This is a genomic window from Limnobacter sp. SAORIC-580 (genome assembly GCF_013004065.1).
Lineage (GTDB): Bacteria > Pseudomonadota > Gammaproteobacteria > Burkholderiales > Burkholderiaceae_B > Limnobacter > Limnobacter profundi.
In genome coordinates this window covers 48,286-66,715 of record NZ_CP053084.1, presented here as the reverse complement: position 1 = coordinate 66,715, position 18,430 = coordinate 48,286, and the positions used below count along the sequence as shown (strand labels likewise).

Annotated in this window: 17 protein-coding genes; 9 read left to right on the top strand and 8 right to left on the bottom strand. The window is 54.7% G+C overall.

Features of this window, described 5'->3' with window-relative positions:
- Positions 1 to 20: 20 nt before the first annotated feature.
- Positions 21 to 1,115, bottom strand: coding sequence for an FAD-dependent 5-carboxymethylaminomethyl-2-thiouridine(34) oxidoreductase MnmC1 (gene mnmC1 / locus HKT17_RS00285; RefSeq protein WP_171096931.1), 1,095 nt, complete (start codon positions 1,113 to 1,115; stop codon positions 21 to 23).
- A gap of 111 nt (positions 1,116 to 1,226) precedes the next feature.
- On the opposite strand from mnmC1, the gene HKT17_RS00280 reads away from it, so the two are divergent.
- Both HKT17_RS00280 and HKT17_RS00275 read left to right on the top strand, forming a co-directional pair.
- Entirely contained in the window at positions 1,227 to 1,658 is a 432-nt protein-coding gene (locus tag HKT17_RS00280) for a YeeE/YedE family protein (RefSeq protein ID WP_171096929.1), read from the top strand.
- Positions 1,659 to 1,683: 25 nt separating this feature from the next.
- A complete protein-coding gene (locus HKT17_RS00275) occupies positions 1,684 to 2,094 on the top strand; it encodes a DUF6691 family protein (protein ID WP_171101309.1) in 411 nt (136 codons plus the stop codon).
- On the opposite strand, the gene HKT17_RS00270 is transcribed toward HKT17_RS00275, so the two are convergent.
- The 3 genes from HKT17_RS00270 to HKT17_RS00260 form a co-directional block, all read right to left on the bottom strand.
- Positions 2,077 to 4,281 carry a CHASE domain-containing hybrid sensor histidine kinase/response regulator family protein gene (locus tag HKT17_RS00270; RefSeq protein WP_171096926.1) on the bottom strand — a complete coding sequence of 735 codons (2,205 nt, stop codon included), beginning with the start codon at positions 4,279 to 4,281 and terminating at the stop codon, positions 2,077 to 2,079. The genes HKT17_RS00275 and HKT17_RS00270 overlap by 18 nt on opposite strands.
- Before the next feature lie 88 nt (positions 4,282 to 4,369).
- Entirely contained in the window at positions 4,370 to 5,374 is a 1,005-nt protein-coding gene (locus tag HKT17_RS00265; RefSeq protein WP_171096924.1) for an MBL fold metallo-hydrolase, read from the bottom strand.
- A gap of 66 nt (positions 5,375 to 5,440) precedes the next feature.
- A complete protein-coding gene (locus tag HKT17_RS00260; protein WP_105029748.1) occupies positions 5,441 to 6,022 on the bottom strand; it encodes a cytochrome P460 family protein in 582 nt (193 codons plus the stop codon).
- A gap of 281 nt (positions 6,023 to 6,303) precedes the next feature.
- Here HKT17_RS00260 and HKT17_RS00255 point away from each other — a divergent pair, with 281 nt between their 5' ends.
- From HKT17_RS00255 to HKT17_RS00225, 7 genes are all read left to right on the top strand, one after another.
- Complete coding sequence (locus tag HKT17_RS00255; protein WP_171096922.1) at positions 6,304 to 6,855, top strand: cache domain-containing protein; 552 nt, start codon at positions 6,304 to 6,306, stop codon at positions 6,853 to 6,855.
- A 10-nt stretch (positions 6,856 to 6,865) separates the two neighbouring features.
- A complete protein-coding gene (locus HKT17_RS00250; protein WP_171096920.1) occupies positions 6,866 to 8,512 on the top strand; it encodes a methyl-accepting chemotaxis protein in 1,647 nt (548 codons plus the stop codon).
- Between the two features lie 129 nt (positions 8,513 to 8,641).
- Positions 8,642 to 10,033, top strand: coding sequence for an alkaline phosphatase PhoX (locus HKT17_RS00245; RefSeq protein ID WP_240965859.1), 1,392 nt, complete (start codon positions 8,642 to 8,644; stop codon positions 10,031 to 10,033).
- A 33-nt stretch (positions 10,034 to 10,066) separates the two neighbouring features.
- Positions 10,067 to 11,809 carry an alkaline phosphatase D family protein gene (locus HKT17_RS00240; protein ID WP_171096916.1) on the top strand — a complete coding sequence of 581 codons (1,743 nt, stop codon included), beginning with the start codon at positions 10,067 to 10,069 and terminating at the stop codon, positions 11,807 to 11,809.
- Between the two features lie 71 nt (positions 11,810 to 11,880).
- Positions 11,881 to 12,798 carry a 1-acylglycerol-3-phosphate O-acyltransferase, YihG family gene (yihG, locus tag HKT17_RS00235; RefSeq protein ID WP_171096913.1) on the top strand — a complete coding sequence of 306 codons (918 nt, stop codon included), beginning with the start codon at positions 11,881 to 11,883 and terminating at the stop codon, positions 12,796 to 12,798.
- Positions 12,799 to 12,868: 70 nt separating this feature from the next.
- Positions 12,869 to 13,213 carry a hypothetical protein gene (locus HKT17_RS00230; RefSeq protein ID WP_105027783.1) on the top strand — a complete coding sequence of 115 codons (345 nt, stop codon included), beginning with the start codon at positions 12,869 to 12,871 and terminating at the stop codon, positions 13,211 to 13,213.
- Positions 13,214 to 13,305: 92 nt separating this feature from the next.
- Positions 13,306 to 15,366, top strand: coding sequence for a TonB-dependent receptor (locus HKT17_RS00225; RefSeq protein ID WP_171096910.1), 2,061 nt, complete (start codon positions 13,306 to 13,308; stop codon positions 15,364 to 15,366).
- A gap of 15 nt (positions 15,367 to 15,381) precedes the next feature.
- Here HKT17_RS00225 and HKT17_RS00220 read toward each other — a convergent pair whose 3' ends face one another.
- The 4 genes from HKT17_RS00220 to HKT17_RS00205 are packed head-to-tail and all read right to left on the bottom strand — an operon-like array spanning position 15,382 to position 18,344.
- Positions 15,382 to 15,936 (bottom strand): copper chaperone PCu(A)C, encoded by a 555-nt coding sequence (locus HKT17_RS00220; RefSeq protein WP_240965936.1) that lies wholly within the window; start codon positions 15,934 to 15,936, stop codon positions 15,382 to 15,384.
- A 5-nt stretch (positions 15,937 to 15,941) separates the two neighbouring features.
- Positions 15,942 to 16,643: a DUF4197 domain-containing protein gene (locus HKT17_RS00215; RefSeq protein WP_240965856.1), complete on the bottom strand. Its 702-nt coding sequence runs from the start codon at positions 16,641 to 16,643 to the stop codon at positions 15,942 to 15,944.
- A 23-nt stretch (positions 16,644 to 16,666) separates the two neighbouring features.
- A complete protein-coding gene (locus tag HKT17_RS00210; protein ID WP_171096906.1) occupies positions 16,667 to 17,362 on the bottom strand; it encodes a response regulator transcription factor in 696 nt (231 codons plus the stop codon).
- 22 nt (positions 17,363 to 17,384) lie between these two features.
- Complete coding sequence (locus HKT17_RS00205; protein WP_171096904.1) at positions 17,385 to 18,344, bottom strand: patatin-like phospholipase family protein; 960 nt, start codon at positions 18,342 to 18,344, stop codon at positions 17,385 to 17,387.
- Positions 18,345 to 18,430 lie beyond the last annotated feature (86 nt).

The window sequence follows — 18,430 nt, the reverse complement described above, 5'->3', positions numbered from 1 at the left end:
TTTTGAACGCTTTTTAAAACTTACGCCTTCGCCGCGCGGGGCGTAAGTTTTCCCAACAGTTTCGACTCGATTGGCTTGCCCGTGAAGTGGTCAGCCACCACACGCCCACCCAAAGCTGCCCACAATAAACCACGGGACCCAAAGCCGGTGCTCATGTACATCCCCGGCATATTCGGCACGGGGCCGATGGCGGGCAGGCGATCGTGCCAAACCGATCGCACTGCGCAGCGATGATCAAGCAACTCTCCAAGTGGTAACTCAGGAAATGCCGCCTTGAACCGGGCGATATTCAACTCATCGGCCTCGGCGGTGGGGTTCAAGTGCAGCACAGGCCGCTCGTATGTGGCACCCAAAACCAACCAGTCTTCAGCTGCTGGAGCAATCGCATAACTTTCACCAGACAACACGACACCGGGTTTTACATCACACCTCAATTTGCTGATTTGGCCTTTGACAGCATTTGCGCGAGCACCGGGGATCGGTGCCAATTCAAGTGCATTTTCAGCCACACACACCACCACCGCCGAGTGTTGTTCCCGCAAGGGGCTTACATCGCCAATGGTGCTGTTGTAATGGGTGTGAAGCAATTCACCACAGGCCTGCAAATTGGCCGCTACCCAACGGGCTGGTTTCACCCAACCACCTTGCGGGAAAAACAGACCACTCAAGGGTGTGGGCAACAGGGCATTGGGCTGCGCCCAGCGCACCAGTGTTTGCGGAAAATTCAACAACTCCAGTGTTTCACGCGCGCGGTCGGCCTCTTCAGGTGGCACGGTTTGCAAGTGCCCTGGGGTGTCCCAATCGACGCCTTTTTTCAGCAAACCTTGTGCGGTCAAATCCTCAAGCGCCAGCAAGGTGTGTTCAAACCCCAAACGTGTCAATTGCGACAAGGGCGAATCGCCACGGGTAATGTGGGGGTGAAAAGCGCCCACCCAGTTACCGGAAGCACCCGCTGCGGGGCCGCTGGCTGAATCATGCAAGTGCACCTGCACACCCAGTTTGCAAAGCGCCAGCGCCACACTACTGCCCGCAATGCCAGCACCAATTACCGCGACCGAAGAAGGGGAATAAAGCACAGGGAACAGGGCTTGGGAAGGTGTTTCCGAAGAGGACATGGGGTTGTGTGGGCAACAAGACAGACGCCGCATTGTAACTCACACCCATTCTGGTGATTATTTTTTGCACATGATAATATGAGCGTATAATCATATTTAATCGGAATCAGGATGTTCACTGTCAATTGGGAAGCTTTTACGCCCTACCCGGCTTTGTTCGGCGGGTTGTTGATCGGCTTGTCGGCCGTCATGCTGATTCTGTTGACTGGCCGCGTGGCAGGGATCAGCGGCATAGTAGGCGGTTTGCTCAAGCCGCAACATGGAGAATTTCTGTGGCGACTTTCCTTTGTACTGGGCATGGCCGCAGCACCCTGGCTGTACCAAGCTGTGGTGGGAAGTTTTGAATTTGAAAGCCCACGCGGCACGGTTGCATTGGTTGTTGCTGGGCTGTTGGTGGGTTACGGCACACGGCTGGGGTCGGGCTGCACCAGTGGGCACGGCGTGTGCGGGCTTTCACGCCTGTCGCTGCGTTCGCTGATTGCCACGGGCGTTTTCATGGTCACCGGTTTCGTGGTGGCCTCAATGCTTATGCATGTTATTTGAGGGAAGCCAAATTGTGAAAAACAACATGCGTTTTGCCGTGGCAAGCGGCCTGGCGGGCTTGGTTTTTGGTTGGGGCTTGATCATCTCGGGCATGGCCAACCCGGCCAAGGTGATAGGCTTTCTTGATCTTTCAATGCCCTGGGACCCTTCACTGATGTTTGTGATGGGCGGTGCAATTGCCCTTGGGTTGCCCGGGTTTTTTTTGGCCAAGCGCCTGAAAAACAGCCTCATGGGCTTACCCATGAATTTGCCCACCAACACCCATGTCGACAAAAAACTTTTGCTGGGTGCGGCGTTATTTGGCGCGGGGTGGGGCATTGGCGGTTTTTGCCCTGGCCCTGCAGTAGTGGCGGCGGCCAGCCTGGCCACCGATGGCCTGATTTTTATCGCTGCCATGCTGGCAGGCATGTTCGTATTTTCAGTGCGTAACCGATAATTGTCGAGCCAACACCTGCCGCAGTTTGGGCACGTCCACTGGTTTGCTTAAAAACTCGTTCATGCCCGCATTCATGCAGGCCTGTTCATCTTCCTGAAGAGCACCCGCGGTCAACGCCACAATTGGCAACAGACTGGCTGGGCCGGGCAACTGGCGAATTGCAATGGCGGCGTCAATGCCGTTCATCACCGGCATGTGAATGTCCATCAACACAAGGTCGATCGACGAATCTGCACGCACGGCGTCAACGGCCATTTGCCCGTTGTCGACCAACAATACATCTGCTTTCATTTTTGAGAGCAAGGCTTTGATCACATGCTGATTCAGCTTGTTGTCTTCAACCACCAGTATTTTTTTACCCTGAAGTGACACCGCCTCTGTGGGCAACAGGGCGGTTGAATCGCCCGTTTGTACAAACACGGTTTGAACCCGCAAGGTGAAACCAAATACGCTGCCAGCCTGCGGCACAGAGGCCACAAACAGTTCGCCACCCATTAACTCGGTCAATCGCTTGCAGATCGCCAAACCCAAACCACTACCGCCAAACCGGCGTGTGGCCGTGTTGTCCGCCTGCTCAAAGGGGCGGGTAAGGCGCTCGAATTCATTGACGTCGAAGCCGATACCCTGATCGTGTACCTCGGTGCGAATTACTGCCTCATGCATGTCCAGCCTGTCGGCCTGCACTTTGACGCGCACCACGCCGCTGTCGGAAAACTTGATCGCATTGTTCAACAAGTTCGATAACACCTGCCCGTAACGCGCGGGGTCACCTTTCACCATCAGTGGTGTCATGGCATCCATTTCAAGTTCAAGGCTCAAACCTTTGTGCTGTGCTTTTGCAGTAAACAGGCGCAAGGTTCTGCGTACCCTGTCATGCAAATCAAATTCTATATTCTCGATCCGTATTGAACCTGCCTCAATCTGCGAGAAACTCAGCACATCTTCAACCATACCCAGCAATTGCTCTGAAGCCTCTTGAACCTGCTTCACATACCCTTTGGCCTGCGGGTCTGTCAGCTGTTCTCCCAACAAAGTATTGAAACCCAGAATGGCGTTGAGCGGGGTACGGATTTCGTGGCTCATATTGGCCAGAAACTGGCTTTTCGCATTGCTGGCGCTTTGTCGCCTGCGCTGTTGCACCAAAGAATAGATGGTGAGAAACAGCATCAAATCAATTGCACCGCCGGCGAGCAAAATCAGGTTGGGCAGGGAGTTGTGAACATCCCGGTCAAAATCGGGTGTACTTTCAAAACGCGCGGTCCATGTTCGCCCAGACAACTCAACGGGGACTGTCACTGCATGGGTGTGATCAAACAGTTGAAGTTGCTGTGGGGTGTCAACACCACTGGCGGAATCATAAATCAGCGATTCCGGTACCCTGCTTTCAGCGTCATACAATTGAAAGTGAAGGGGAATTTTTTCATTGCCCAACACATTCTGCATCAGGTCCGAGGCAACAAAAGGGCTATACACAAAGCCGCGAATAGCCTGCCTGCGAGAATCGACCGAACTTAAATCTACACCCTGGGTATACACAGGCAGATAAATCAGAAAGCCCGGGGCGGGGTTTCTCTCGTCGCCCTGCTTTAACTGAACCAAACCCGACACGGTGGGCTGACCCGTGTCCATGGCCCGGCGCATGGCCTCGCGGCGTACAGGCTCGGAAAACATGTCGTAACCAAAAGCACGCTGGTTGCGTTCATCAAACGGCTCGATCAGTGTGATGGGAAAGTAAACCTCGCGTTCACCAGGAGGGGTGACCGAATAATTTGGAAATCCCTCGGCACGTATGCGGTTTTCGTATTGTTCTAAAGTATCTGGTGACACACGTTCGGCGAACGCGAAACCTTGCACGCCTGGCAACTCGCGTTGCAAGTTGAGCGAGGCCACGTACACCTGCCAGTGTTCTCGATTCACGCTGGTGTGCGCATCAAAAAAAGCCACTCCACCGCGCAAAATTTGTTGGTACTGGTTGATCCGGCTCTGAATGCGCTCTTGGGCATCTCGAACCTCAAATGAAAACCTGTCGTTGGCGCGTTTCTCGATGGCTTGGCTGGACAACACCCAGCCCAGCGCAGTGATGACAATGGAAAGCACCAACACCAACCACGCTGTGACCTCGTTGTGAAACAGATCCGCAAAGTTCTTTTTATTGGCGTCGGTGTGCAGACTGCTGGGGTTCGGCATAGTTACTTACATTTCAGCGAATCGCGCTGGTCACGCATGCCACGCAGCATGCGGTTTTAGTATGCACTCAAACACCGGAAACTGTGGATCAAAAATGGACCATTTGCCATGCATCCAACACATGAAGAGTCACGCCATCGCGTTCTGAAAACATCTTTAACAATTCAAGGGATCGCGGGAAGTCATCCAGTAACTTGGGCATGGGTTTCAAGCCCACCAGCTGACCCTTTTTCATGAGAGGTTGAGTAAAGTCATCCCAGTGAATAAGGTACACATGCTTAGCCCCGGTACCGACCACCATTTCCCGCCAGTAATTCTCAATGTAGGCGTCGCTTAATTTACCCAAACCACCCATTCCCAAAAACACATGCTCCACCGCAATGTCTTTGTTTTGGCCTTCAACATAACCTGCGCTAGGCTGAATAAGCGCGAATGGCCCAGGCCCCAGGCCGGGGTGAGACACCACAAATGAAAAGCTGATTCCTTCTTTGAACTGCAAGGCATGGGCCGGAAGAAACACAGGTTTGGTGTTAAATCCACCCGTGAATCCGGTGGGCGCATGGGCAGATTGAATCAACTGAATATCAAACTCGCCCAACTTCACGCGGCCACTGCCCGTAAAAGCATCTATTTGTGTTGTCGGCACATCTTGCCCTTTGGCAATTTGCAAAGTCGATTCCGAACCCACCACCCGCGCGCCATATTGTTTCGCCAGAAAAGGAGCATCCAGGGAATGATCGTAATGCGAGTGCGCCACCACAATACCACTCAAGGCACTGGGCATATCCAGACGCTTGAACATTTCTGCGGCCACTGCACCAACCTGGGTTTCATCAACCTTCAGTCGGGTAAAAGCAACTTCGGACAACGGTTGTCGCGAGAAAAAACCATCTACCAGCCATGTGCTCTGCCCATCGGTCCAGGCCATGGACGAGGTTCCCAAAAACAAGGTTCGCACACTGCCGGCAGGGCTTGGTTTCAACGATTCAGGCAACTCGGCAGCGGGATACGACTTCAGCAGGAAAACGAGAGCGCCCAGCCCCAGTAAAACGATTGCAGACAATGCATACAAAGCGAAACGCAGAATGCGCATGGAACACCCCAACAAAAAAGCCACCCGGCCTTGGGTGGCTTTTATTGTACGGAAATAGCCAGTGGTTTACTTGGTAACCAAAGCAGCCAGGTGGGCTTCTTCAACAGACATGGCTACTTTGCCAGCATGACCGTCCAGAATCTGGGCGCTCTTGCGTGTGTCAAAGTACTTGTCGTAGTGAAAAATGTAGTCTTTGTCGGCCAATGGCAGGTGGCAACCACGGCAGGTGGCGTAATCCGCTTTGGCGGGCTGGCCATTGGGTTCAAATGCTGCATACACCCAGTCGCCTGTCTTCATGCCTTCTGGCGCAGTGCTGCCCCAGTTGTTGCCCTTGTACATGACGAACACTTTTTCAAGACCAGCCTTGGTCATTTTATCGCCGGTTTTGGTGGCCTTGTAAATTTCCATCACGCTCACAGTACCGTTGGCAAAGGCTTCGCCTTTTTTGGCGGCAGCGCCAGTGGGGTTGATGTAAATGTCACGAATGTGGCCAGTGGGCTTTTCGATTCCGGCCAGGAACACAGGCCAGGATTTATAATCGGTGGGCTGGGCCAATTCACCGTCTTTCGGGGCTGGGCCAAACATACCGCCAGCCGCACAACCTGCCAATACAACAGCTGCCGAGGCAGCAAGCATCAATTTTTTCATTTTTTCCCCTTTTTGTTTGCGCAACAGTTGTTACCCGCTCAAACATAGCGCCAACCCTTGTTCTGCGCAACTGTTACGTCAAGTCAAACTCAGATGCAAGGGTTTACCCTATACACCCCCCTTCATTTGAACCAACGAATTTTAGTAAGGCCTATTCCCGTTGCTTATCCATGAATTGCTTTCAGAATCAGATCCTTAATCTTGTTACATCCCCCTTGTGGCGGAAAAAATTTAACAATCTACCGATTGAGACCCACGCTCAATCCCATGGAGCACAGCACATGAACCGATTCCAGTCTTTTGCAAAGGCCAGCTTGGCCACTTTCATTCTGACAACAGGCGGCGCCGTTTTTGCAGGCACGGCCAACGACGTGCTGCCTGAAATCAAGGCGATTGCCGCAAAACCCGAAGTGATTGCCGCTGTCAAAGCCCAAAACGGAAAGGGACTGACACTGGACGCCATCAAGGCGATGGACAGCAAGTGGATTGCTGAATCGGGCGGTTTGCCAGAGGGAAAAGCCATGATGGAAAGCCCGGTGTCCAAAGCCCTGCTTGCGGCTGAAAAATCCAAACCTTATTTCACCGAAACCATTCTGACCGACAACCAGGGAGCGAACGTAGCCATCAGTTCCATGACTTCCGATTACTGGCAGGGCGATGAGCCCAAGTTTGTGAAAGCCTGGGCCGATGGCAAAGGCGATGACTACATTGCCCGTGCAAAAAAGGATGAAAGTTCCGGCGCGGTGGTTTCTCAGGTCTCCGTACCCGTGATGGAGGGTGGCAAAGCAATTGGCACTTTAACCATCGGCGTGAATGTTCAAGCCCTTCCATGAGCAAGTAAACATGTCTTCCTCCTTTATGAACAAGATCATCAATACCAGCCTGAATGTTCGGCTGGGTATTGTCATGGGCATACCTATTGCGGCCTTGCTCGCCTTGAGTGTGTTTGCTGTTTATCAAATTCATGCCCTAAACCAGTTCAACCAGGAAAACACCGAAAAGCAGGTTTCCCTGCTAACGCAGGTGTCCAACCTGGGCAGTAAATCAGCATTGTTGGCGCGCGAAGCCCGAAATGTGATTCTTGCTGATGAACAGGAGCGGTTTGATTTGGCCAAATCACGCATGCTTGCGCTGGATGCTGAAATTGATTTGCTGGGCCAAAGCATGCAGGCCAGCGCGCCTGCAGGCGAAACCCGCAAACTGATCGAAACCATCAACACCGACAACTCGGCCTTGCACACCGTATACCAAAAGGTGATTGAACAATCCGAATTGGGTGAAGTGCAGGCTGCAACCCTGATGCTGCTGGGAGAAGGTGATCCGCTGGAGCAGCAAATTGACAATGCCATGAATACCTTGAACTCGAGCGTGAAAAACACCATGGAGGCTGCAGTGGCCCAAGGCGATTCCGTATTCGAGAATGCCCTGATCACCATCGGCATTGTGTGTGTCGCCATTGTGCTGTTGTGCGGTATCACGGTTGGCATGGTGGCTGCATCGCTTCGCAAGCAAATTGGTGGCGAACCTGCCAAGGCGCTGAATGTGGTGGTGACCATGGCGCAAGGCAATCTGACCCAATCTGTCCCGAAATGCGAGAGTGGCTCGCTGATGGACGGGATGCAGCAATTGCAGGTGCGTTTGCGGGAAATCATCAAGCAGGTGTCACAGGCCTGCGGCACTTTCAAAACCGCTTCAAGCGAACTGGTGAATGTGGCGTCGGGTTTGTCAGGTTCTGCTGAAAAACAGGCCGACAGTTCCAACGCCACTGCGGTCAGCGTGGAACAAATGAGCGCCAGCGCCAAGTCCATTTCAGATTACGCCCACAAAACCGAAGTGCAGGCCAAACTGTCGGCAGACACCGCCAAGAACGGCATGGCCTTGATGCAAACCCTGCAAGGCAAAATGAATGACATGGCAGGTCAAATGCAAACCACCACCCAGGAAATTGCGGGACTGGTGGAACGCTCTGACCGAATCAACGGTATCGTGTCCGTGATTCAGGGGATTGCCCAGCAAACCAACCTGCTGGCCTTGAATGCTGCCATTGAAGCCGCTCGCGCTGGCGAACAAGGGCGTGGCTTTGCAGTGGTGGCCGATGAAGTACGTACCCTGGCACAGAACACCGCCACGGCCACCGATGAAATTCGCACCTTGATCGGTGAAATTTGCACCTACTCAGAACGTTCCAACAAGTCGGTGGAACAAGTGGGCGAGCACATGAACGAAAACATGCAGTACGCTGACAAGCTTATGGGTGGTCTTCAGGAAATTGTTCAACACTTCGAGCAATCCGTTGAATATGCGCTGGCCGTGGCCAATTCCACCAAAGAGCAAGAAGCCGCCAGCATGGATATTTCCGAGCGGGTGAGTGATATTTCAGCCTTGTCGGAACAACTGAAAATGGCCAGTATGCAACTAGAGGGTCAATCCCGTCAGGTAGAAAGCATGTCGGAAGACTTGCAGCGCGCTGTGTCTTACTTCAAAACGTAAAGGACTGTACTTCCGTGTGACCCCACCATGTGACAAATCGGTGAATGGTCACACTGAAGACCGCCTCGGAAACCAAAATTCAGTATGCCGGGTATCACAGGTTGATGTTGTTCAATCTGGATGTTCGCCATGTCGTTTCCACCCGCTTTGCCCCCCAGCATTCGCCGACGCAATCTGCTCAAAACATTTTTGTATGGTGCCAGCGCCAGCGCGCTGCCGTGGATGGCTGGCTGCGGCAGTTCCGACAATCCCTCCGGTTCAAGCAGCGGTCGGCTTGGTGCATCAGAGACCAACCGGTTTGGCGGCACTGCGCTAAATAACAATCAGTTTCGGTTTCGAAACATCAGCCCACTGGGCGATCCTGATGCCAACGGCGTGCGCACTGCTGCCGGTTTTTCCACGCGGGTAGTGGCCATCAGCAACCTGCCGCCGGTTTCAGGCGCAACACCTTGGCATATTTTCAATGACGGTGGCGGTGTGGTGCCCCGAGAAGATGGTGGCTGGATTTATTGTTCAAACAGCGAGATTCCAGGCTTTGGTACCCTTGGTTTCACCGTGCCTGAACTGGCGCCCGTGGGAAATTTGCTCGAAACATTCAGCCCCGGACTGGGCGGCGCAAGCGCCCTTGTGTTTGGCCCCGACGGCACGATTGAAGACAGCTATCGAATATTACAAAACACTACATTTAATTGTGCTGGCGTAATTACACCCTGGAAAACCTGGCTCAGCTGCGAAGAAATTCCGACCGGCTTGGTGTGGGAATGCGATCCGTTCGGTATTCAGGCCGCCCGCCCACTGCCAGCTCTGGGGCTGTTCAGCCACGAAGCAGTTGCTATCGACAGTGAGCGCCGCGTGTTCTACATGACGGAAGACATGCCCGACGGCCGCTTCTACCGCTGGGTACCCACCGCGGGTGACTGGCCGGCCGGTGCGCCACGCGCCAATATGAATCAGGGACTGCTACAGGTATTGAAAGTGGAAGGCGATGTGGCCAATGCATTGAATGGCCCGGTGCGCTACAGCTGGGTGAACGCAGCCAATCCCAATGCACCGCAAACCGAGAACCGCCTGCCCGACACTGCCGTGTTCGACGGTGGCGAAGGTGTCTGGTATCAGAATGACCGCGTGTTTTTTGCGACCAAAGGCGATGACCGCTTGTGGATGTTGAACACCACCGCACAAACCATTGAGGTGGTTTACGACATGGCCACCGCCACCGCCCCCAACAACATTCTTTCTGGCGTTGACAACATCACCATGACGCCATTTGGCGAAGTGTTGGTAGCCGAAGATGGTGGCAGCATGCAAGTGGTGGTTGTATATCCCGACGGCAAGCTGGTACCGCTGCTGCAAATTGTTGGGCAAGACCAGTCTGAAATCGCCGGAATTGCCTTCAGCCCGGACGGCAAACGCATGTACTTTACCAGTGACCGCGGAGGCCCCAACGGGCAAGGCGGCTATGGGCTTGGGCTGGGCATGCTCTATGAACTGATGATCCCCGACACACTACCCAACGCATAACAAACAGCTTCAAACTACCAAGGAATACACGCCATGTCAGGTCCACGCCGCAAACGCAGTCGAATTCAAAAACGCCCGGGCATAACACGCCGCTCCTTCCTCAAAGGTCTTGGTATTGGTACTGCCAGCGTTGGCGGGCTAAGCCTGCTGCAGGGTTGTGGCAGTGACAACGATTCGACCACAGCAACCGATAACCGCACCACACCCAGTGACAACACCCCCACTCAGAATGTGCAGTTTCTGCACAGCGTGGCCAGCGGCGACCCCGCCTTTGACAGCGTGGTGTTGTGGACTCGCATTACGCCTGAAAACACCAACCGCACCGTGGCTGGCCGCGTGGATGTGTTCAAGGACGAAGCGCTGACCATGTTTGTCAAATCCATGGACTTTCAAACCACCGCAGCACAAGACTTCACCGTGAAGCTGATTTGCAACGGTCTTGAACAAGACACCGTGTACTTCTACCAATTCCGCAGCAACGGCAAAACCAGCCCGGTGGGCCGCACCCGCACCACACCCGCCGCCGGCAACAAGCGCCCGCTGAATTTTGGCGTGGTGAGCTGCTCCAGCCTGGCCCATGGCTTTTTCAATGCCTATGCCAAACTGGCCGAGCGCGATGACATTGACGCCATTATTCACCTGGGCGACTACATTTACGAATACGGCACAGGCCAGTATGGCAACGTGCGCGAGTATGAACCGGCGACAGAAATAATCACGCTATCCGACTACCGCACCCGCCACGCCCAGTACAAGCGCGATGAAGACCTGCAAAAGCTGCACCAGCGCTTTCCCTTCATCACCATTTGGGACGACCACGAATCGACCAACAACTCCTACCGCGACGGCGCAGAAAACCACACCGAAGGTGCAGAAGGTGTGTGGGAAGAACGCAAGGGTTTTGCCCAGCGCGCGTACGACGAATGGATGCCAATTCGCTTGCCCGAACCCGGTAACCGCGCCAAGATTTTCCGCCGCGTGCAGTTTGGCGACATGGTCGACATGTTCATGCTGGACACCCGCCTGTTCGACCGCGACCTTGAAGCCGCCACACCCATCAACCCCACCGATGGAGTTTCCAGCCAGCCCGACCGCACGATGATTGGTGAAGAGCAGTACAACTTCTTGATCAACGGCATGCGTGCCTCGCAAGCCCAGTGGAAGCTGATAGGCAACCAGGTGGTGTTTCACCAGTGGATCATCAAACCCGGCTTGAACAACCCCGCACCTGCGCAATTGGGCGAGTTGCTTGCGCCGTCGGGCCTGAATGGCGACGCCTGGGACGGCTACAGCGCCGAGCGCCAGCGCATCATCAATGCCCTGCGCGGCGACGATGGTGGCGAGGCCATCAACAACGTGGTGATTTTGACCGGCGACGTGCACACTGCCTGGGTGGCCGACATCACGGACAACCCCAACCAACCGATTGATGCGGTGGGCGGCTACAACCCCATTACCGGGCAAGGGAGCGTGGCCACCGAGTTTGTAGTGACCTCTGTCACATCACCTGGCCTGGATCTGCCCAACCAGATCATTCAGGCCATTCGCTTGACCAGCCCACACATCAAGCATGTAAACGTCACCGAACGCGGTTACAGCGTGCTGCGCGTGGCTGAGGACAAAACCACTTGCGAATACTGGGCAGTCAGCACCATTCTCGAGCGCGGCGGCTCTGAAACCCTGTCTGCCACCTTCGAGGTAGCCGACGGTGCCAACCGCATTACGCCACAGGGAATTTACCCCGTGGACGTGGTCACCGGCCTGTTGGGTGTTTAAGGGTTTCTGGGGTAAGATCCGGGCTGTTTGATTGAACAGCCCGCAAAGCTACTACACCCCGGATCCCCAAAGTGCCTCTGTCCAGAATTCTTCCTGCCCCTATCATCGGTGTCCTCACCGTCACCCTGATGAGCCTGTGCATCACCTTCTGGTTCATCGTGATGTTCCCGTTTATCGTGTTGCGCCTTGTGCCGGTGTACAGGGTGCAACGCTTGGCATCGAACTGCTGTGTGCAAATTGCAACCTGGTGGGTAGGCTCGGACAAGCAACTTTACAAACTGCTGCACGGTCAACAGGGGCAGGTTGAGATTCATGGCGACTTCAAACCGCACAGCAGTTATCTGGTGATCAGCAACCACACGGCCTGGGCCGACATTGTGGTCTTGTTCGATGTGCTGCATGGCCATGCGCCTTTTGGCCGGTTTTTTCTGAAGAAAGAACTGATTTGGGTTCCCATTGTGGGCGTGGTGTGCTGGGCCATGGATTTCCCCTTCATGAAGCGCCACAGCCGTGGCGCCATTGCACGCAACCCGGTGCTGGCCAGCCAGGACCTGGAAACCACCCGCAAAGCCTGCGAGGTATACAAGGAAAGCCCGGTTACCGTGATCAACTTTCTGGAAGGTACCCGCTTTACACCCGCCAAAAAAGCCAAAACCAAATCACCTTACACTCGCCTGCTGGGCCCCAAATACGGTGGCTTGTCCGCATCGCTGAATGCCATGGGTGAGCAGTTTGCAGGCATGGTGAATGTCACCATTGCCTATGGCCCCAGCCAGGGCAACATCACTTGGAGTTGGCTGTGCGGGAAGCAACCCAATATGCAAGTGCATGTTGAAATTCTGCCCATTCCTGCCGACATGATCGCAGGCGACTTTCGCAACGACCTTGAATTCAAGAACCGGTTTAAAACCTGGATTGGCAACATCTGGACCCTGAAAGACAAACGCTTGGCGGAGATGCGCCGCAAAGCCGGACACCCTTCACCGTGAACCACACCAGCGCCCTCTTGACAGGTTTGTTAAACTACTCAAATTGCAATCAAACGAAGTGATTTCCCCAATGCGCACCCGCTGGTTCCAACACATGCTGATCGCGCTGGCCGTTTTGGCCACGCAATGGGCAGGTCTTGCCCACAGCATTGAGCACCGGGACACGCTGCAAGCCGAATCGCACGGCCACGCCCACAGCCACAACAGCAAACACGCTGCCGCCAGCGATTTACTGCATTCCTGCCTGCTGTTCGATGGGCTTGCCACCGCACAGGCCGCAGTTTCCAATCCACCCACCGGCTGTGCATTGCCCCTGCTGGCCCAACTGGGCATTCAAAGCAGTGCGGTCGCAGCGCCCAGAAATACCCTGTTCGCGCAACGGGTGCGGGTGCGCGACCCGCCCAGTTTTTCCTGAAGTAAACAATCCGCTTATTTTTTGTCGCTTTCCGAGCCTTTTTGTTATCAAAACCAGGTCGGACAGCGGCGTGATGTATTTCAGGAAAGAACATGAACAAATCCCAATTTCAGCGCCGTGCCGTGGCGCTGGCCAGCTTGCTTTTTATTGCGCAAACCCAGGCCCTGGCCCAAGAAGCCTTGCTTGAATCCGTGGTGGTCACCGGCACAACCGAACAAGCAGAATCCATCACCAAACCTTTTTCAATCATTACCGCCGATGAGCTGAATGCCAATGGCGCCAGCACCGTGGGCGAGGCATTGCGCTATCAACCGGGAGTGTCCGCCACAGGTTTCGGCCCCAATTCAAGCCGCCCCATTGTGCGTGGCCAAGACTCTGACCGAATCAAGATTCTGCGCAATTCAGCCGCCACGGTTGATGTGTCTGCACTCAGCTTCGACCATGCCCTGCCTGTAGATCCCTTCGCATTGCACCAGGTTGAAATCCTTCGTGGCCCTGCTGCGCTGGCCTACGGCGGCAATGCGGTCGGCGGTGTAGTGAACCTGGTCGACCAACGTATTGCACGCAAGCCTGTGCAAGGTCTTCAGGGTGATGTCAACTTGCTGGGTGGCGGCGCAGCCGATCAAACTGCCGGCGGCTTTAAGCTGGATGCCGGCTTGGGGCAGGGGGTCAGCATTCATCTGGATGGATTCAAGCGCACCACGCGCGACCTTGAAACCCCCACGTTCACCGACCCCGACGGTGTCACGGGCAACCGGGTTCAAAACTCCTCCTCGAAATCCGATGGTGCAGCCATCGGAGCCTCGTTCCAAACCGGCAATGGCTATATTGGCGTGTCGGCTGAACGTTACAACAACGAATACGGTGTACCGAAATCCCTCGATGTGCGCATTGGCATGGAAAGCGAACGCTATGCACTGGAAGGTGAGCAAAACTTCAACAACGCCGCCTTCAAGCAAGTGAAATACCGCCTGGCCAAAACCGATTATCAACACCAGGAATTTGAAGACGGTGCGCCGGCCACCCTGTTTGTGAACGATGGCGTAGACGGCCGCGTGGAAGTGGCCTTGCAGCCGTTTTCAATTGCCGGCATGAACATCAACACCAGCACTGGAGTGCAGTTTGAGCGGACCGATTTTTCGGCGATTGGGGATGAAGCCTTTGTGCCCAGCACCAGCACCGATCAAACCGGGCTCTTCACCATCTTCCGCGCCAGCCGCGGACAGGAAAACAGCGGAGTGTTCGAATTCGGTCTGCGTGGAGACCAAGTGGATGTGAATGCAGCCACCAGTGGTTTGTCGCCCCTGAATGGCCCGGTGGCGGGTGCTGGTGTAGATGCGGGTCCTGGCATTAACCGCAGTTTCAGCCCAAGTTCCGTTTCTTTGGGCTATACAGCGCCTATTGGCAACGGCTGGTCGCTGGGTGGTTCGGTGTCTCGGGTGGAGCGTGCGCCCTCCAGCTTCGAGTTGTATGCCGATGGTGTGCATGTGGCCACAGATGCCTACGAGAAAGGCAATCCGAATTTGCAGGAAGAACGCGGCCGCCACCTGGAATTAACCAGCACTTGGGCACAAGGTGAATCCAAATTCAATGCCACTGCCTTCGCAAGCCGATACAGCAATTACATTGCCTTGATTGGACGCACAGGTGCCAATGCCGAGTTTATTGAAGCGCCCGGAGAACCGCCCATTCAAGTGTTCGACTTCACGGCGGTTCCCGCAGAATTTCAAGGCATTGAACTGGGATATCAAACCGCCTACGCCATGGGTGCTGGCAAGCTGCAGCCGTCCATTCAATACGACCTTGTACGTGGCAAACGCACCGATGGGGGCGGCAACCTTCCCCGCATCAGCCCGCAACGTGTGGTGGCCAGCGCCGCTTACACACAAGGTGGCTGGACCGTTACGCCTGAACTGATTTGGGTCAGCGACAGCAAAGCCGGTGCAGGCGATGTTGAAGTGGAAGGTTACGAGTTGGTGAACTTGCGAATCGGCAAGGCATTCACCTGGGGCCGCACCGGTGGCGAAGTATTCGCCAACCTTCAAAACCTGACTGATGAGCTGGCGTTTTCAGCCACAACGCTGAACACCGTGCGCGGTTATACGCCGCTGGGCGGGCGCTCTGCGCTGGTGGGTGTGAAACTGGCCTTCTAAGGCAAAGCTGGGCATTTAGTGTTTGTGATCACCGCCGCCACCATGGCTGTGGTGGTCACCTGCTGCATTCTGGCCTGCCACCGCTTTCACCGGCATTTCAATTTTGCTGCCATCGGCTTTCTCAAATTGCAGGCTCAGTTCAATTTCCTGGCCAACCTCAACCGGTGCGGTTAAAGCCATCAGCATCACATGGTAGCCACCCGGCTTTAATTCCAGCGGCTCGCCCGCCTTCATTTCAGTGCGCTCGGCCATGCGCATGCGCATGATGTCGCCGTCCATTTTCATTTCATGCACTTCGGCAATTTCAGCGGCCGGGGTGGCCACGCCAACCAAGGACATGGGTTCCTGACTGGTAATGGTCAAATAGGCACCAGTGGCGTCCTGCTCGCCCACAGTGGGGCGCACCCAGGCGTTCTGAACCGAAATTCCGTCTTGCACCTGCGCGGGTGCTGCCGCCTGCTCTGCTACAGCAGGCGCATCGTGAGAATGGCCCGACTCTGCACCATGGTCATGATGTTCAGAACAGGCTGCCAAAGCCACGGCGGCAGACAAAACCGCCAAATGAATCATTTTCTTCACTTCAAACTCCCAAACACTTTTTTAAGCACGGCACTGCCCGTCGCAACCGGGTTGGCCCGAATCGCTTTCTCTTCCTCAGCCACCATCAAAAACAACGCATCAAGCGCCTTATTGGTGACATAGCCTTCCAGGTTGGCGTCTTCGGCCTTCACCAAGCCAAAGCGGCTGCCCTTCTCGGCCAAGGCATTGTATTGCTGGGCCAAACCCACCTGCGCGGTTTTGCCTTTCACAATCGGCAGCAGCTGGGTGTACAAATCGGCCTGGGATTTGCTTCTGAAAAAGTCGGTCACTGCGGTGTCACCGCCACTCAGTACTTGTTTGGCGTCTTCAACTGTCATGTTTTGAATGGTCTTTTTCAGTACGGCTTTGGCCTGTGGCACCGCCGCTTCCGCCGCGCGGTTCATGCTGATTTCCATTTGATCCAGCTGTGAACCCATGCCCACCATTTTCAGCAAACCCTTGCTGTTCTCCAGGTACTCCGGCAGTTTAATTCGCACAGCCGGGTTGCCCAAAAAACCATCGGCCTTGCCCAAGCTGCCCACTGCGGCATCGGCACCTTTGCTGAGCGTGGTACGCAAGGCAGTTACTGCCTCTTTGCTGGTGATGCCGCTTAAATCTGCGGCCGCCACTGTACCGGTGAATACCAAGGCAAACAGGGCCACGAAAAAGGCAAGTAAGGAACGCATCGAACGGATCATCTTGGCCTCCCAGCCAGCGGTGTTCAAGAATCGAGCAAGCGCGCTTTGCGTTCAGCCCGAATGAAAATATCAACAGCCTGACCTTTGTTTTTTGCACCCAAGCGCAAGAATATTTCCTTGATGTGCCCACGCACCGTATCCGGGCTGATGTCCATTTCACGCGCCACTTCCTTGGCCGACAAGCCTTCGGCGGTTTTGCGCATGATTTCCACCTGCTTCCAGGTCAAGGGTTTGTCCGACCCCGGGGCATAAATGTTGGAATGGTATTCGTTGGCAGCCTTCTCCGCGCCTTTGGGCACATCGTCAAGCACACCCGCCTGTATCAGCAAATTTTGAAGGGCACGAAGCAGTTCAGGGTAGGTGCTGGCCTTGTTCACGTAAAAATAGCCAGCCCGCTCAGCCTCACGCGCCAGGTTTTTGTCGAGCACGCCCGAACAAATCAGTTTTGGGCATTGTGGAAACAGCACTGCAAAGGTGTTGATGGTACCCACGCCCTTGGAGTCGGGGAGGTCCAGATCGGCAATGACCAAGTCTGGCTCAGCCCGAATGGCTCTGGCCTTCTCCATGCTTTCCACCACAATAATTTCACTGTGGGTGACCAGCTGGTCGATCATGTCAGCCAACATGATCGAAATCATGGGGTGGTCTTCAGCGATCAAAATTGTGGGTTTGTCCGTCAGCGAACCCATGTCTGCATGCCCTGTTTTTTCTTTTGTCATCAAGGCATTGTACTGCGAAAATTTAGAGCCGTGCCTGCGGGTTTGCCTGTGCCATCAGCCGTTCGCGACTTCCCTGTATGGCAGCCTGAATTTTTGGCACCAGTTTCTGCGCCACTTTTTCGCCTTCCAGCAAAAACTCATGGCGCTGGTCCAGATTCAATGCATCAGCATGTTGCACACTGGGTTGTATCACCACATCGGCCCGGGCCAACTCGGCACGAATGGCTTGTTGGCTCAGAATATTGATGCTTTGGTCGAGCAACCCCCACCATCCCATGGCACCTGCTCCAGTGCGTGGTTTTGCAGAAATATCCACCGCAATCACCACATCGGCGCCCATTTCACGGGCAGTCAGCACAGGTACAGGGCTTACCAAACCACCATCCACAAACTGGCGTTTTCCGATACGGGTAGGTAAAAACACGTTTGGAATGCTGCACGACGCACGCACTGCCTGCCCGGCGTTTCCATAGTTAAAGGCAACCTTCTCACCGCTTTCTAGGTCGGTGGCCACAGCTGCAAAACGAATCGGGAACTGATGAATGGCCTTGTTCTTCACTTGCGTATTCACATACTGCTGCAATTTGTCGCCTATCAAGAACCCCTGGCTGCTCAAGGTCAGGTCGCGAATGTCGGCTTCCTGCATACCCAAAGCTACGCTTTGCAAGGTGTAAGCGTTCATGCCACTGGCATACAAAGCACCCACAAAGCTGCCTGCACTGGTACCCACCACAATGCTGGGTTTGATACCGTGGCTTTCCAGCACCTTGATCACACCCACATGGGCAAAACCCTTCACACCACCGCCGCCCAGCACCAAGGCAATCACAGGCTCGCGGGTTTTCGGTACAACCGGGTCTTGAGCCTGGGCAGCCGGTACAGGTTCAGGCAAAGGCGCAACTGGCGGTGCAACCGTGGCACAGGCAGACAACACCAAGGCCAACATGGACGCCAGGAAAATGCCAAAAGGCTTGTTTTTCATACACATTTTTCGAAAACTGATTCAAGAACAGGATGCTACCGCAGTGCAGCAAACTTGGGTTGACAGAATCCACTAACGGCAAATTG

Coding starts and splice junctions, on each gene's coding strand:
- mnmC1 (WP_171096931.1), bottom strand. CDS start 1,115: ATGTCCTCTTCGGAAACACCTTCCCAAGCCCTGTTCCCTGTGCTTTAT.
- HKT17_RS00280 (WP_171096929.1), top strand. CDS start 1,227: ATGTTCACTGTCAATTGGGAAGCTTTTACGCCCTACCCGGCTTTGTTC.
- HKT17_RS00275 (WP_171101309.1), top strand. CDS start 1,684: ATGCGTTTTGCCGTGGCAAGCGGCCTGGCGGGCTTGGTTTTTGGTTGG.
- HKT17_RS00270 (WP_171096926.1), bottom strand. CDS start 4,281: ATGCCGAACCCCAGCAGTCTGCACACCGACGCCAATAAAAAGAACTTT.
- HKT17_RS00265 (WP_171096924.1), bottom strand. CDS start 5,374: ATGCGCATTCTGCGTTTCGCTTTGTATGCATTGTCTGCAATCGTTTTA.
- HKT17_RS00260 (WP_105029748.1), bottom strand. CDS start 6,022: ATGAAAAAATTGATGCTTGCTGCCTCGGCAGCTGTTGTATTGGCAGGT.
- HKT17_RS00255 (WP_171096922.1), top strand. CDS start 6,304: ATGAACCGATTCCAGTCTTTTGCAAAGGCCAGCTTGGCCACTTTCATT.
- HKT17_RS00250 (WP_171096920.1), top strand. CDS start 6,866: ATGTCTTCCTCCTTTATGAACAAGATCATCAATACCAGCCTGAATGTT.
- HKT17_RS00245 (WP_240965859.1), top strand. CDS start 8,642: ATGTCGTTTCCACCCGCTTTGCCCCCCAGCATTCGCCGACGCAATCTG.
- HKT17_RS00240 (WP_171096916.1), top strand. CDS start 10,067: ATGTCAGGTCCACGCCGCAAACGCAGTCGAATTCAAAAACGCCCGGGC.
- HKT17_RS00230 (WP_105027783.1), top strand. CDS start 12,869: ATGCGCACCCGCTGGTTCCAACACATGCTGATCGCGCTGGCCGTTTTG.
- HKT17_RS00225 (WP_171096910.1), top strand. CDS start 13,306: ATGAACAAATCCCAATTTCAGCGCCGTGCCGTGGCGCTGGCCAGCTTG.
- HKT17_RS00220 (WP_240965936.1), bottom strand. CDS start 15,936: ATGATTCATTTGGCGGTTTTGTCTGCCGCCGTGGCTTTGGCAGCCTGT.
- HKT17_RS00215 (WP_240965856.1), bottom strand. CDS start 16,643: ATGATCCGTTCGATGCGTTCCTTACTTGCCTTTTTCGTGGCCCTGTTT.
- HKT17_RS00210 (WP_171096906.1), bottom strand. CDS start 17,362: ATGACAAAAGAAAAAACAGGGCATGCAGACATGGGTTCGCTGACGGAC.
- HKT17_RS00205 (WP_171096904.1), bottom strand. CDS start 18,344: ATGAAAAACAAGCCTTTTGGCATTTTCCTGGCGTCCATGTTGGCCTTG.